This window comes from Mesorhizobium sp. M0029, from assembly GCF_040323735.1.
GTDB lineage: Bacteria > Pseudomonadota > Alphaproteobacteria > Rhizobiales > Rhizobiaceae > Mesorhizobium.
The window spans coordinates 1-14,955 of record NZ_JAMYVF010000012.1 but is presented as its reverse complement, the minus strand read 5'-3'; the positions used below and the strand labels follow the sequence as shown (position 1 = coordinate 14,955).

General features: G+C 62.1%; 9 protein-coding genes. 7 read left to right on the top strand and 2 right to left on the bottom strand.

The features are described 5' to 3' along the window. Positions 1–69: 69 nt before the first annotated feature. The 3 genes from rpoB (at position 70) to NKJ76_RS19800 (ending at position 9,295) form a co-directional block, all read left to right on the top strand. Positions 70–4,206, top strand: coding sequence for a DNA-directed RNA polymerase subunit beta (rpoB, locus tag NKJ76_RS19810; protein ID WP_023686024.1), 4,137 nt, complete (start codon positions 70–72; stop codon positions 4,204–4,206). 147 nt (positions 4,207–4,353) lie between these two features. Then, positions 4,354–8,550 carry a DNA-directed RNA polymerase subunit beta' gene (gene rpoC / locus NKJ76_RS19805; RefSeq protein ID WP_023667434.1) on the top strand — a complete coding sequence of 1,399 codons (4,197 nt, stop codon included), beginning with the start codon at positions 4,354–4,356 and terminating at the stop codon, positions 8,548–8,550. A gap of 79 nt (positions 8,551–8,629) precedes the next feature. Continuing rightward, positions 8,630–9,295 carry an O-methyltransferase gene (locus tag NKJ76_RS19800; RefSeq protein WP_023667433.1) on the top strand — a complete coding sequence of 222 codons (666 nt, stop codon included), beginning with the start codon at positions 8,630–8,632 and terminating at the stop codon, positions 9,293–9,295. A gap of 46 nt (positions 9,296–9,341) precedes the next feature. Here NKJ76_RS19800 and NKJ76_RS19795 read toward each other — a convergent pair whose 3' ends face one another. Further along, a complete protein-coding gene (locus NKJ76_RS19795; protein ID WP_352538177.1) occupies positions 9,342–10,277 on the bottom strand; it encodes a Gfo/Idh/MocA family protein in 936 nt (311 codons plus the stop codon). A 105-nt stretch (positions 10,278–10,382) separates the two neighbouring features. Beyond that, positions 10,383–10,664, bottom strand: a complete 282-nt coding sequence (locus NKJ76_RS19790; protein ID WP_023746378.1) for a hypothetical protein — start codon at positions 10,662–10,664, stop codon at positions 10,383–10,385. Between the two features lie 495 nt (positions 10,665–11,159). Here NKJ76_RS19790 and rpsL point away from each other — a divergent pair, with 495 nt between their 5' ends. The 4 genes from rpsL to NKJ76_RS19770 all read left to right on the top strand — a co-directional run. Beyond that, positions 11,160–11,531, top strand: a complete 372-nt coding sequence (gene rpsL / locus NKJ76_RS19785) for a 30S ribosomal protein S12 (RefSeq protein ID WP_006333356.1) — start codon at positions 11,160–11,162, stop codon at positions 11,529–11,531. Between the two features lie 76 nt (positions 11,532–11,607). Beyond that, positions 11,608–12,078 (top strand): 30S ribosomal protein S7, encoded by a 471-nt coding sequence (gene rpsG, locus NKJ76_RS19780; RefSeq protein ID WP_008875664.1) that lies wholly within the window; start codon positions 11,608–11,610, stop codon positions 12,076–12,078. A 30-nt stretch (positions 12,079–12,108) separates the two neighbouring features. Beyond that, positions 12,109–14,199: an elongation factor G gene (gene fusA, locus NKJ76_RS19775; RefSeq protein WP_023667430.1), complete on the top strand. Its 2,091-nt coding sequence runs from the start codon at positions 12,109–12,111 to the stop codon at positions 14,197–14,199. Between the two features lie 65 nt (positions 14,200–14,264). Next, on the top strand, positions 14,265–14,955 hold a 691-nt coding region (locus NKJ76_RS19770; protein ID WP_352538176.1), incomplete at its 3' end, for a GTP-binding protein.

Sequence of the window (14,955 nt, the reverse complement as noted above, 5' to 3'; positions counted from 1 at the left end):
CCGAGGTGGCCGCGCATGCAAGGTGAGCCGCGGCGAGGCTCGCCCCGAGTTTATAGCTAAGGAGCGACGATGGCCCAGACCCAGACTTTCAATGGCCGCAGACGCGTACGCAAGTTCTTCGGAAAGATTCCGGAAGTTGCGGAGATGCCGAACCTGATCGAGGTTCAAAAAGCATCCTATGACCAGTTCCTGATGGTGGCGGAGCCCAAGGGTGGGCGTCCGGACGAGGGACTGCAGGCCGTTTTCAAGTCGGTTTTCCCGATCTCCGATTTCTCCGGCTCCTCGATGCTGGAGTTCGTGAAGTACGAGTTCGAAGGACCGAAATTCGACGTTGACGAATGCCGTCAACGCGACCTGACCTATGCCGCGCCACTCAAGGTGACGCTGCGCCTCATCGTGTTCGATATCGACGAGGATACCGGCGCAAAGTCGATCAAGGACATCAAGGAGCAGGACGTCTATATGGGCGACATGCCGCTCATGACGCTCAACGGCACCTTCATCGTCAATGGCACGGAGCGCGTCATCGTCTCGCAGATGCACCGTTCGCCGGGCGTCTTCTTCGACCATGACAAGGGCAAGTCGCACTCCTCGGGCAAGCTTTTGTTTGCGGCGCGCGTCATTCCCTATCGCGGTTCGTGGCTCGATATCGAGTTCGATTCCAAGGACGTCGTGCACGCCCGTATCGACCGCCGCCGCAAGATTCCGGTGACGTCGCTCTTGATGGCGCTCGGCATGGACGGCGAAGAAATCCTGTCGACCTTCTACAACAAGATCACCTACAAGCGCGCCGGCGACCACTGGCGCATCCCGTTCAACGTCGAGCGTTTCCGCGGACTGAAGGCCGTTGGCGACCTCGTCGATGCCGACACCGGCGAAGTTGTCGTCGAGGCCGGCAAGAAGATCACCGCCCGCCAGGCAAGAGCGCTTGGCGAAAAGGGTCTGAAGGCGATCAAGGCGACCGACGAGGATCTGCTCGGCAATTACCTGGCCGAGGACATCGTCAACTACGGCACCGGGGAGATTTTCCTCGAAGCCGGCGACGAGATTGACGAAAAGACGCTGAAGGTGCTGCTCGGCACGGGCGAAAGCGAGATCAAGGTTCTCGACATCGACCACGTCAATGTCGGCGCCTACATCCGCAATACGCTCAACGTCGACAAGAACGAGAGCCGCCAGGACGCACTGTTCGACATCTACCGTGTCATGCGCCCGGGCGAGCCGCCGACGCTTGAAACCGCCGAAGCCATGTTCAACTCGCTGTTCTTCGACTCGGAGCGCTACGACCTGTCGGCCGTCGGCCGCGTCAAGATGAACATGCGCCTCGAGCTCAAGGCTGAGGATACCGTGCGCGTGCTGCGCAAGGACGACATCCTGGCCGTGGTCAAGACGCTGGTCGAGCTGCGCGACGGCAAGGGCGAGATCGACGACATCGACAATCTCGGCAACCGCCGCGTGCGTTCTGTCGGCGAGCTGATGGAGAACCAGTACCGCGTCGGCCTGCTGCGCATGGAGCGCGCGATCAAGGAACGTATGTCCTCGATCGAGATCGATACGGTGATGCCGCAGGACCTGATCAACGCCAAGCCGGCGGCTGCCGCCGTGCGCGAGTTCTTCGGTTCCTCGCAGCTGTCGCAGTTCATGGACCAGACCAACCCGCTGTCGGAGATCACCCACAAGCGCCGGCTGTCGGCACTTGGACCGGGCGGTCTTACCCGCGAGCGAGCCGGCTTCGAGGTGCGCGACGTGCACCCGACGCATTACGGCCGCATCTGCCCGATCGAGACGCCGGAAGGCCCGAATATCGGTCTGATCAACTCGCTGGCGACCTTCGCGCGCGTCAACAAGTACGGCTTCATCGAAAGCCCGTACCGCAAGATCGTCAACGGCAAGCTGACCAATGAGGTCGTCTATCTCTCCGCTATGGAAGAGTCCAAGCACCACGTCGCGCAGGCCAATGCCGAGCTCGACAAGAATGGTGGTTTCGTCGACGAATTCGTCATTTGCCGCAGCGCCGGCGAAGTGATGATGGCGCCGCGCGAAAACGTCGATCTCATGGACGTGTCGCCCAAGCAGATGGTGTCCGTGGCCGCGGCGCTGATCCCGTTCCTCGAGAACGACGACGCCAACCGCGCGCTGATGGGCTCCAACATGCAGCGTCAGGCCGTGCCGCTGGTGCGCGCCGAAGCGCCGTTCGTAGGCACCGGCATGGAGCCGATCGTTGCCCGTGACTCGGGCGCCGCCATCGGCGCCCGCCGCGGCGGCATCGTCGACCAGGTGGACGCGACGCGTATCGTCATCCGCGCCACGGAAGATCTCGATCCCGGCAAGTCGGGCGTCGACATCTACCGGCTGATGAAGTTCCAGCGTTCGAACCAGAACACCTGCATCAACCAGCGTCCGCTGGTGCGCATGGGCGACCGCGTCAACAAGGGCGACATCATCGCCGACGGTCCGTCGACCGAGCTCGGCGATCTGGCGCTCGGCCGCAACGTGCTGGTCGCGTTCATGCCGTGGAACGGCTACAACTACGAGGACTCGATCCTGCTCTCCGAGCGCATCGTGGCCGACGACGTCTTCACCTCGATCCACATCGAGGAATTCGAGGTCATGGCCCGCGACACCAAGCTCGGACCGGAGGAAATCACGCGCGACATTCCGAACGTTTCGGAAGAAGCGCTGAAGAACCTCGACGAAGCCGGCATCGTCTATATCGGCGCGGAAGTGCAGCCGGGCGACATCCTGGTCGGCAAGATCACGCCGAAGGGCGAAAGCCCGATGACGCCGGAAGAAAAGCTCCTGCGCGCCATCTTCGGTGAAAAGGCGTCCGACGTTCGCGACACCTCGATGCGCATGCCTCCGGGCACCTTCGGCACAGTCGTCGAAGTGCGCGTGTTCAACCGCCACGGCGTCGAGAAGGACGAGCGCGCCATGGCGATCGAACGCGAGGAGATCGAACGCCTCGCCAAGGACCGCGACGACGAGCAGGCGATCCTCGACCGCAACGTCTATTCGCGCCTTTCCGACGTTCTCGTCGGCAAGGAAGCGATTGCCGGGCCGAAGGGCTTCAAGAAGGGCTCGAAGTTGTCGAAGGACACGCTTGACGAGTATCCGCGTTCGCAGTGGTGGCAGTTTGCGGTGGAGAACGAAAAGCTCCAGAGCGAACTGGAAGCCCTGCGTGGCCAGTACGACGATTCCAAGAAGGCGCTCGAGCAGCGCTTCATGGACAAGGTCGAGAAGGTCCAGCGCGGCGACGAAATGCCTCCGGGCGTCATGAAGATGGTCAAGGTCTTCGTGGCCGTGAAGCGCAAGATGCAGCCGGGCGACAAGATGGCGGGACGTCACGGCAACAAGGGTGTCGTGTCGCGCATCGTTCCGGTCGAGGACATGCCTTTCCTCGAGGACGGCACGCATGCCGATATCGTGCTCAACCCGCTGGGTGTGCCGAGCCGCATGAATGTCGGCCAGATCCTGGAAACGCATCTGGGCTGGGCATGCGCGGGCATGGGCAAGAAGATCGGCGAGCTGATCGACGCGTACAAGACGGCTGGAGACATCAAGCCGTTGCGCAAGACGCTCGAGAGCTTCATCCCAGCCAACGACCGCAACGAGCCGGTCCGCGAATATGACGACGAGAGCATCGTTCGCCTCAGCGAGCAGATGCGCCGCGGCGTCTCTATCGCGACACCGGTGTTCGACGGCGCGCATGAAGTCGACATCAACATCATGCTGGAGCAGGCGGGCCTGCACACCAGCGGTCAGTCGCAGCTCTATGACGGACGCACCGGCGAGCCGTTCGATCGCAAGGTGACGATGGGCTATATCTATATGCTCAAGCTTCACCACCTGGTGGACGACAAGATCCACGCGCGTTCGATCGGTCCGTACTCGCTCGTTACCCAGCAGCCGCTGGGCGGCAAGGCGCAGTTCGGTGGCCAGCGCTTCGGCGAAATGGAGGTCTGGGCGCTGGAAGCCTATGGCGCCGCCTACACGCTGCAGGAAATGCTGACGGTGAAGTCGGACGATGTCGCCGGCCGCACCAAGGTCTACGAGGCGATCGTGCGCGGCGACGACACGTTCGAGGCCGGCATTCCCGAGAGCTTCAACGTGCTCGTCAAGGAAATGCGGTCTCTCGGCCTCAATGTCGAGCTGGAGAATACCAAGCTCGACGACAACCCTGTCCGGCTGCCAGATGCTGCCGAATAGGGGCGCGGCCGAGTAAGCAAGACATCCGGTCGCGGAACGCCGCGACCGGATGCAACAAATTCTACGGCCAGTGGGCCGACCACTCAGCGGGCATTTGGCCCGCGTTAGATGCAAGGGGTTTTCGAGGACCCCGAAAAGGAGAACGGCATGAACCAAGAGGTCATGAATCTCTTCAATCCGCAGGCGCCGGCGCAGGTGTTCGATTCCATCCGGATATCGCTCGCCAGCCCTGAGAAGATTCTGTCCTGGTCGTTCGGCGAGATCAAGAAGCCGGAGACCATCAACTACCGCACCTTCAAGCCGGAGCGTGACGGTCTGTTCTGCGCGCGCATTTTTGGCCCGATCAAGGACTATGAATGCCTGTGCGGCAAGTACAAGCGCATGAAGTACAAGGGCGTCATCTGCGAAAAGTGCGGCGTCGAAGTCACGCTGTCGCGCGTTCGCCGCGAGCGCATGGGCCACATCGAGCTGGCGGCACCTGTCGCTCACATCTGGTTCCTGAAGTCGCTGCCGTCGCGCATCGGCACGCTGCTCGACATGACCCTGAAGGACATCGAGCGCGTCCTCTACTTCGAGAACTACATCGTTACCGAGCCTGGCCTCACCGCGCTGAAGGAGCACCAGCTGCTCAGCGAAGAAGAGTACATGATCGCCGTCGACGAGTATGGCGAGGATTCGTTCACCGCCATGATCGGCGCCGAGGCCATTCATGACCTTCTGGCCGGCATGGACCTGGAGAAGATCGCCGGCGATCTGCGTTCGGAACTGGCTTCGACCACGTCCGAGCTGAAGCAGAAGAAGTATCTGAAGCGGCTCAAGGTCGTCGAGAACTTCATGGAGTCCGGCAACCGTCCGGAATGGATGATCATGAAGGTGGTTCCGGTGATCCCGCCGGACCTGCGCCCGCTGGTTCCTCTGGATGGCGGCCGTTTCGCGACGTCCGACCTGAACGATCTCTATCGCCGCGTCATCAACCGCAACAACCGCCTGAAGCGGCTGATCGAGCTGCGCGCCCCCGGCATCATCGTGCGCAATGAAAAGCGCATGCTGCAGGAAGCCGTCGATGCGCTGTTCGACAACGGCCGTCGCGGCCGCGTCATCACCGGCGCCAACAAGCGTCCGCTGAAGTCGCTGTCCGACATGTTGAAGGGCAAGCAGGGCCGGTTCCGCCAGAACCTGCTCGGCAAGCGCGTCGACTATTCGGGCCGTTCGGTCATCGTCACCGGTCCGGAGCTCAAGCTGCACCAGTGCGGCCTGCCGAAGAAGATGGCGCTCGAACTGTTCAAGCCGTTCATCTACGCCCGCCTCGACGCCAAGGGGTTCTCCTCGACCGTCAAGCAGGCCAAGAAGCTGGTCGAGAAGGAGCGTCCGGAAGTCTGGGATATCCTCGACGAGGTCATCCGCGAGCATCCGGTGCTCTTGAACCGTGCACCGACGCTGCACCGCCTCGGCATCCAGGCGTTCGAGCCGATCCTGATCGAAGGCAAGGCGATCCAGCTGCATCCGCTGGTCTGTACCGCCTTCAACGCCGACTTCGACGGTGACCAGATGGCTGTTCACGTGCCGCTGTCGCTCGAAGCGCAGCTTGAAGCCCGCGTGCTGATGATGTCGACCAACAACATCCTGCACCCGGCTTCCGGCGCGCCGATCATCGTGCCGTCGCAGGACATGGTCCTGGGTCTCTACTATCTCTCGATCGTCAATCAGAACGAGCCGGGCGAGGGCATGGTGTTTGCCGACATGGGCGAACTCCAGCACGCGCTCGAGACCAAGGCGGTGACGCTGCACTCCAAGATCAAGGGTCGCTTCCGCACGGTCGACGCCGAAGGCAAGGTCGTGTCGAAAATCTACGACACCACGCCTGGCCGCATGATCATCGGCGAGCTGCTGCCGAAGAACGTCAATGTGCCTTACGAGACGGCCAACCAGGAGATGACCAAGAAGAACATCTCCAAGATGATCGACACCGTCTACCGCCACTGCGGTCAGAAGGAGACGGTCATTTTCTGCGACCGCATCATGGCCCTCGGCTTCAGCCACGCCTGCCGCGCCGGCATTTCGTTCGGCAAGGACGACATGCTGATCCCGGACGCCAAGATCAAGCTGGTTTCCGACACCGAGGCTTTGGCCAAGGAATACGAGCAGCAGTACAATGACGGCCTGATCACGCAGGGCGAGAAGTACAACAAGGTCGTCGACGCCTGGGCGAAGTGCTCGGAAAAGGTCGCCGACGAGATGATGGCCCGCATCAAGGCCGTCGAGTTCGAGGACAGTGGCCGTCAAAAGCCGATGAACTCGATCTACATGATGTCGCATTCGGGTGCGCGTGGTTCGCCCACCCAGATGCGTCAGCTCGCCGGCATGCGCGGCCTGATGGCAAAGCCCTCGGGTGAAATCATCGAGACGCCGATCATCTCGAACTTCAAGGAAGGCCTGACCGTGCTCGAGTACTTCAACTCGACCCACGGCGCCCGCAAGGGTCTGGCCGACACCGCCTTGAAGACGGCGAACTCGGGTTACCTCACCCGTCGTCTGGTCGACGTGGCGCAGGACTGCATCGTCAACTCCGTGGATTGCGGCACCGACAAGGGCCTCACCATGCAGCCGATCGTCGATGCCGGTCAGGTCGTCGCTTCGGTCGGCCAGCGCGTGCTGGGCCGCACCTCGCTCGACGACATCACGCATCCGGTTTCGGGCGAGGTTCTGGTCAAGGCCGGAACGCTGATGGACGAACGTGACGTGGAAAAGATCGAAAAGGCCGGCGTGCAGTCGGTCCGCATTCGCTCGGCACTGACCTGTGAGGTCAGGATCGGCGTCTGTGCGGTCTGCTACGGACGCGATCTTGCCCGCGGCACCCCGGTCAACCAGGGCGAAGCCGTCGGCGTCATCGCGGCGCAGTCGATCGGCGAGCCGGGCACCCAGCTCACCATGCGTACCTTCCACATGGGCGGTACGGCGCAGGTGGTGGACAGCTCGTTCCTTGAAGCCTCGTATGAGGGCAAGGTCGAGATCCGCAACCGCAACGTGGTGCGCAACTCGGACGGCCAGCAGATGGTCATGGGCCGCAACATGGCGGTGCTGATCCTCGACGAAGCCGGCAAGGAGCGTGCCTCGCATCGCCTTACCTATGGTTCGCGCATCTTCGTGGACGATGGCGACAAGGTGAAGCGCGGCCAACGTATCGCCGAATGGGATCCCTATACCCGCCCCGTCCTCACCGAAATCGAGGGCAAGGTGTCGTACGAGGATCTGGTCGACGGCATTTCCGTTCAGGAAACGGCCGACGAATCGACCGGCATCACCAAGCGCGAGGTCATCGACTGGCGCTCGACGCCGCGCGGCAACGACCTCAAGCCGGCGATCGCCATCCTTGACCCGAAGGGCAAGGTCGGCAAGCTGTCGAAGGGCGGCGACGCCCGCTTCCTGCTCTCGGTCGAGGCCATTCTTTCGGTCGAGCCGGGTTCGCAGGTTCGTCCCGGCGACGTTTTGGCGCGTATCCCGATGGAAAGCGCCAAGACCAAGGACATCACCGGCGGTCTGCCGCGTGTTGCCGAACTGTTCGAGGCACGTCGTCCGAAGGATCACGCCATCATCGCCGAGATCGATGGCACGATCCGCTTCGGCCGCGACTACAAGAACAAGCGCCGCATCATCATCGAGCCGCATGACTCGACGCTTGAGCCGGTCGAATACCTGATCCCGAAGGGCAAGCCGTTCCATCTCCAGGACGGCGACGTCATCGAGAAGGGCGACTACATCCTCGACGGCAATCCGGCGCCGCACGACATCCTGGCGATCAAGGGCGTGGAAGCACTTGCTTCCTACCTCGTGAACGAAATCCAGGAAGTCTACCGTCTGCAGGGCGTGTCGATCAATGACAAGCACATCGAGGTGATCGTTCGCCAGATGCTGCAGAAGGTCGAGATCACGGTGCAGGGCGACTCGACCTACATTCCGGGCGACCACGTCGACGTGATCGAACTGGAAGAGGTCAACGAGCGCCTGGTCGAGGACGGCAAGAAGCCGGCCGAAGGCCAGCCGGTGCTGCTGGGCATCACCAAGGCCTCGCTGCAGACGCCGTCCTTCATCTCGGCCGCCTCCTTCCAGGAGACGACCAGGGTGCTGACCGAAGCTGCGGTTGCCGGCAAGACCGACATGCTGCAGGGCCTGAAGGAAAACGTCATCGTCGGCCGGCTGATCCCGGCCGGTACCGGCGGCACGATGAGCCAGATCCGGCGCATCGCCACCTCGCGCGACGAACTGATCATCGACGAGCGCCGCAAGGCCTCCGGTGTCGAGGTCGCCGAGCCGATGCTGACCGACATGGTCAACGCCGCGCAGTAAGCGCGGTAGGACGAGAAGAAGGAAAGGGGCCCAAGTGGCCCCTTTTCGCGTTTTGACCCCCAATCGAATCGAGGAAAACATGAGCAAGAAGGTTTGGACTGACGTCGACGACTACATCGTTTCCTCTCTCTTCGAGGCAGATCCCATCCTCGAAGCGGTGCTTGCGGCCAACCGCGACCAGGGCCTGCCGGCCATCGACGTATCGCCGGCGCAGGGCAAGCTGCTGTCGCTGCTGGTCCGCATCAGCGGCGCCAGGAAGGTGCTGGAGATCGGCACGCTTGGCGGCTACTCGACCATCTGGATGGCAAGGGGATTGCCCGTCGGTGGCAAGATCGTGACGCTCGAACTCGAGCCGCATCATGCAAAAGTCGCGCACTCGAATCTCGAGCGGGCAGGGGTGCCGGACAAGGTCGAGCTCAGGATCGGCCCCGCGCTTCAGTCGCTTGAGACGCTGGCTGCCGAAAATGCCGGTCCGTTCGATCTGATCTTCATCGACGCGGACAAGCCGAACAACCCGAATTATCTGTCATGGGCCATGCGCCTGTCGCGGCCGGGGACGGTCATCATCTGCGACAACGTCATCCGCGACGGCACCGTGCTCAACGACGATGGCCGTGACGCGTATGTCGAAGGCGCACGCGGTGCGTTTTCCTTCATCGGCGGCGACAAGCGCCTGGACGGCACCGCCATCCAGACCGTCGGCGCCAAAGGCTATGACGGGTTTGCGATTGCGATCGTCGAGTAAGGCTGCATGATGAGTGTCCGGACTGCGGTCCGGCAGAACTCATCGCTCAATCGAAGAACGCTTCCACCACATTGCGCTTGCCGAGCATGAAGGCGTCGGCCACGTGCTGCAGGGGTGCCAAATCGACATCGGAGACGCCGGCGGGTACGATTTCAGCGAAGCGCCGGTAAAGCTGGGGATATTCGGCTTCCGGCTCGTCGTGAACCACCTTGCCGTCGATGGCGAGCTTGGTGCCGCCGCCGGACAGCACCATCTTGCCCTTGTCGGTGTCGGCCAAGATGTCCCAGCTCTGTGGTCCCGTCTGCAGCCAGTCGAGCTCCATGGTCACCGGCAACCCATCCGAGGTACGGAAGGTCACGTGGGCCGCCACAGGCGAGGCGCGGTTTTCCGGGAAGTCGAGGACGGCCGAGGTGATGAACATCGCCGGCAGGATGTGGGTTGCGATCGACAGTGCGTTTATGCCGGGATCGAAGACGCCGAAACCGCCCGGCGCCCAGATCCAATCCTGGTTCGGATGCCAGCGGCGGACATCTTCCTTCCAGGCGATGGCAGCCGAGTTGACCTTGGCCGACGCTAGGAAGGCGCGCGCGGCCTCCACTGCCGGCGCGTAGCGCGAATGCCAGCTGGCGAACAGTGAAACGCCATTGGCTGCCGCCAGCTGCTTCAGGTCCTCGACCTCACTGACGGTGGCGCCCGGCGGCTTCTCCAGGAAAACATGCTTCTTCGCAATCAGCGCCGTGCGTGCCGCGTCGTAGCGGAACTGCGGCGGCATGCACAGCGAGACGGCCTCGAGGTCGGGCACCGCGTCGAGCATCGCCTCAATGGTCGGAAAATTCGGGATGCCGTCCACCTTGCCGTGCCGGCTGGCAGCGGCGATGAGGCGGTAGTCCGCATCCTTGGCCACTGCCGGCAGATGCTGGTCGCGCACGATCTTGCCGACGCCGACGATGCCGAGCTTGATGGGACCATTGTTCGAGGGCATGGGAACTCCGCGGATTCGAATTTGGCTTGTTAAGTCGCTTGGTTCTTAGCAGAGAACCGGTGCCGGGCAAGCCGGCGCGGTACAGGCGCAAGCAGCCTGTGACGCTCAGAGCGGCACGTCAAACGTGACGATCGACACCTCACCTTCGAGGGCACCCTGAAAGGCTGACAGATGCGGCTCCTCGTCGGGTTCGCCGTCCATATCGCCGATCTGGTCGAGCTCGACTTCGGCATAGCCTTCGGCCGCAAGCGATTCGAGCACCCGGCGCACGGCCGAATCGTCGTCGGGCGCAACCAGCATCACATGGACGCCTTCCGGCTTGCCGCCCTTCTTTTTCCAGACGCGGCCGGTGATGATGGTGACCGGGCGTTCCTCATTGTCGTTCACGGGCTGATTCCTCTTGAGACGGGGGCGGGCGAGGGGTTTTGGGCTGTCCATGGCGCCTTTTGCCATGAAGAACCCGCGCATGACAGCCAAAAGCCGGTCACTTTCTTGTCTGCCCCGGTCACTTTCTTCCTCTGCCTTGCAAAATGAAGAAAGAAAATTACATGCGTTTTTCGCATGGCTGCCAAGCCGTCGTCAGCGCGCAATATTTGGCGTGCCGGGGTTGACGGTTCACGGTCTTGCGAGTAGAAGCCGCCCAGTCAGAACCGATGTGAGGCTCTCCCTTCCGAAGCGACACGCTTTGGAGTTTGCCTCAAACAGGGTTCGTTTTACGAGCGAAAAGACATTTCCGGCGCGCATGAAGCGGTTCCCGCTTCCTCTGCATTTTGTTCGGGCAGGACCGCGAGGCGCGGTTTATGGCCCGAATTTGCGTATGGAATTGGCGCTTTGAGCGGCCCTGACCGGGCGAGACACGGAATTGAGAGACAAGAGGGTTTAATGCCTACCGTCAACCAGCTGATCCGCAAGCCGCGCATTGCGCCGGTGAAGCGCAACAAGGTCCCGGCCATGCAGCAGAACCCGCAGAAGCGGGGCGTCTGCACGCGCGTCTATACAACGACGCCGAAGAAGCCGAACTCGGCACTGCGCAAGGTGGCCAAGATCCGCCTGACCAACGGCTTTGAAGTGATCGGCTACATCCCCGGCGAAGGCCACAACCTTCAGGAACACTCCGTGGTCATGATCCGCGGCGGCCGCGTCAAGGATCTTCCGGGCGTGCGCTACCACATCATCCGCGGCGTGCTCGACACGCAGGGCGTGAAGAACCGCAAGCAGCGCCGTTCGAAGTACGGCGCCAAACGTCCGAAGTAAGGGGCGTCCGAAGTAAGATTTTCCGGCCCTGGCGCTGCTTGAATGCGTCGGGCTACGAGATTGAGAGACAAAAGCCATGTCCCGTCGTCACAGTGCAGAAAAGCGTGAGATCAATCCGGACCCGAAGTTCGGCGATCTGATCGTTACCAAGTTCATGAACGCCGTCATGTATGACGGCAAGAAGTCGGTTGCCGAGACTATCGTCTACGGTGCGCTCGACCAGGTTCAGTCGAAGACTAAGCAGGAGCCGGTCACCGTCTTCCATCAGGCGCTCGACAATGTCGCGCCGCATGTGGAAGTCCGGTCGCGCCGCGTCGGCGGCGCAACCTACCAGGTTCCGGTCGATGTGCGCCCCGAGCGCCGCCAGGCCCTGGCGATCCGCTGGCTGATTGCAGCTGCGCGCAACCGCAACGAGACCACCATGGTCGACCGCCTCTCCGGCGAGCTGATGGACGCGGCTAACAACCGCGGCACCGCCGTGAAGAAGCGTGAAGACACCCACAAGATGGCAGAAGCCAACCGCGCTTTCGCGCACTACCGCTGGTAAAGCGCGAACGAGACTGAGAAGGCATCCACGATGGCCCGCGAATACAAAATCGAAGACTACCGCAATTTCGGTATCATGGCGCATATTGACGCCGGCAAGACGACGACCACCGAGCGCGTCCTCTATTACACGGGCAAGTCGCACAAGATCGGCGAAGTCCACGACGGCGCTGCCACCATGGATTGGATGGAGCAGGAGCAGGAACGCGGCATCACCATCACGTCCGCCGCCACCACGACCTTCTGGAAGGGTCGCAGCGGCAAGATGTACCGCTTCAACATCATCGACACTCCCGGACACGTCGACTTCACCATCGAAGTCGAGCGTTCGCTGCGCGTGCTCGACGGCGCCATTGCGCTGCTCGATGCCAATGCCGGTGTCGAGCCGCAGACCGAGACTGTCTGGCGCCAGGCCGACAAGTATAAAGTTCCGCGCATGATCTTCTGCAACAAGATGGACAAGATCGGCGCCGACTTCTACCGCTCGGTCGAGATGATCGGCTCGCGTCTTGGTGCGCATGCCGTCGTCATGCAGTTGCCGATCGGCGCCGAGACCGAGTTCAAGGGTGTCGTCGATCTCGTCGAGATGAACGCGCTGGTCTGGCGCGACGAGACGCTGGGCGCTGCCTGGGACGTCGTCGAGATCCCGGCCGACCTCCAGGCTCGCGCCGAAGAATACCGCGAGAAGATGATCGAAGCCGCTGTCGAAATGGACGAGACGGCCCTCGAGAATTACCTCGAAGGCAAGATGCCGTCGAATGACGAGATCCGCGCGCTGATCCGCAAGGGCACCATCGCGGTCAAGTTCTACCCGATGTTCTGTGGCTCGGCCTTCAAGAACAAGGGCGTGCAGCCGCTGCTCGACGCCGTCGTCGAATATCTGCCGTCGCCGGCCGATGTTCCCGCCATCAAGGGTGTCGACGCCAAGACCGACGCCGAGATCGAGCGTCATGCCGACGACAACGAGCCGCTGTCGATGCTGGCCTTCAAGATCATGAACGACCCGTTCGTCGGTTCGCTGACCTTTGCCCGCATCTATTCGGGCAAGCTGACCAAGGGCATCTCGGTCGATAACACCGTCAAGGGCAAGAAAGAGCGCATCGGCCGCATGCTGCAGATGCATGCGAATTCGCGCGCCGACGTCGAAGAAGCCTTTGCCGGCGACATCGTTGCTCTGGCTGGCCTCAAGGACACGACCACCGGCGACACGCTCAGCGATCCGCTGCACCCGGTCATCCTCGAGCGCATGGAATTCCCCGATCCGGTCATCCAGATCGCCATCGAGCCGAAGACCAAGAACGACCAGGAAAAGATGGGCCTCGCCCTTCACCGCCTGGCCGCCGAGGATCCGTCCTTCCGCGTCAAGACCGACGAGGAAAGCGGCCAGACCATCATTTCGGGCATGGGCGAGCTTCACCTCGACATCATCGTCGACCGCATGCGCCGCGAGTTCAAGGTCGAGGCCAATGTCGGCGCGCCGCAGGTGGCTTACCGCGAGACCATCACCCGCAGGCACGAGCAGGACTACACCCACAAGAAGCAGACCGGCGGTACCGGTCAGTTCGCCCGCGTCAAGATCGTGTTCGAACCGAACCCGGAAAGCTCGGAGTTCGAGTTCGAGACCAAGATTGTCGGCGGTGCGGTTCCCAAGGAATACATCCCGGGTGTCGAAAAGGGCATCAACAGCGTCATGTCGTCGGGTCCGTTCGCGGGCTTCCCGATGATCGGCGTCAAGGCGACGCTTATCGACGGCGCTTACCACGATGTGGACTCCAGCGTTCTGGCCTTCGAAATCGCCGGCCGCGCCTGCTTCCGTGAAGCCGCACCCAAGCTTGGCGTGCAGCTGCTCGAGCCGATCATGAAGGTCGAAGTCGTGACGCCGGAAGACTATGTCGGCAGCGTCATCGGCGACCTGAACGGCCGTCGCGGCCAGATCCAGGGCCAGGAAGCGCGTGGCGTGGCTGTCGTCATCAACGCGATGGTGCCGCTGGCCAACATGTTCAAGTACGTCGACAACCTGCGCTCGATGAGCCAGGGCCGCGCGGCCTACACGATGCAGTTCGATCACTATGAGCCTGTGCCGACCGCGGTCGCCCAGGAAGTCCAGAAGAAATACGCGTAACCTGAACGGGTTGCATCGGTAACTTAATTCAAGGCCCGTACGGGCGAGCAGATTGGAGACATCACATGGCAAAAGGTAAATTCGAGCGTAACAAGCCTCATGTGAACATTGGCACGATTGGCCACGTCGATCATGGCAAGACGTCGCTGACGGCGGCGATCACGAAGTATTTTGGCGAGTACAAGCGCTACGACCAGATCGATGCGGCGCCCGAAGAGAAGGCCCGCGGCATCACGATTTCGACGGCGCACGTCGAATACGAGACGGCTGCGCGCCACTACGCCCATGTCGACTGCCCCGGCCACGCCGACTATGTGAAGAACATGATCACGGGCGCCGCGCAGATGGACGGCGCGATCCTGGTCGTGTCGGCCGCCGACGGCCCGATGCCGCAGACCCGCGAGCACATCCTGCTTGCCCGTCAGGTCGGCGTGCCGTCGATCGTGGTGTTCCTGAACAAGGTCGACCAGGTCGACGATGCCGAGCTGCTCGAACTGGTCGAGCTCGAGGTTCGCGAGCTTCTGTCGAAGAACGAGTTCCCCGGCGACGACATTCCGATCGTCAAGGGTTCGGCGCTGGCTGCTCTGGAAGACTCCAACAAGACCATCGGCGAAGACGCGATCCGCGAGCTGATGGCTGCGGTCGATGCTTACATCCCGACGCCGGTTCGTCCGCTGGACAAGCCGTTCCTGATGCCGATCGAAGACGTGTTCTCGATCTCGGGCCGTGGCACGGTCGTGACCGGCCGCGTCGAGC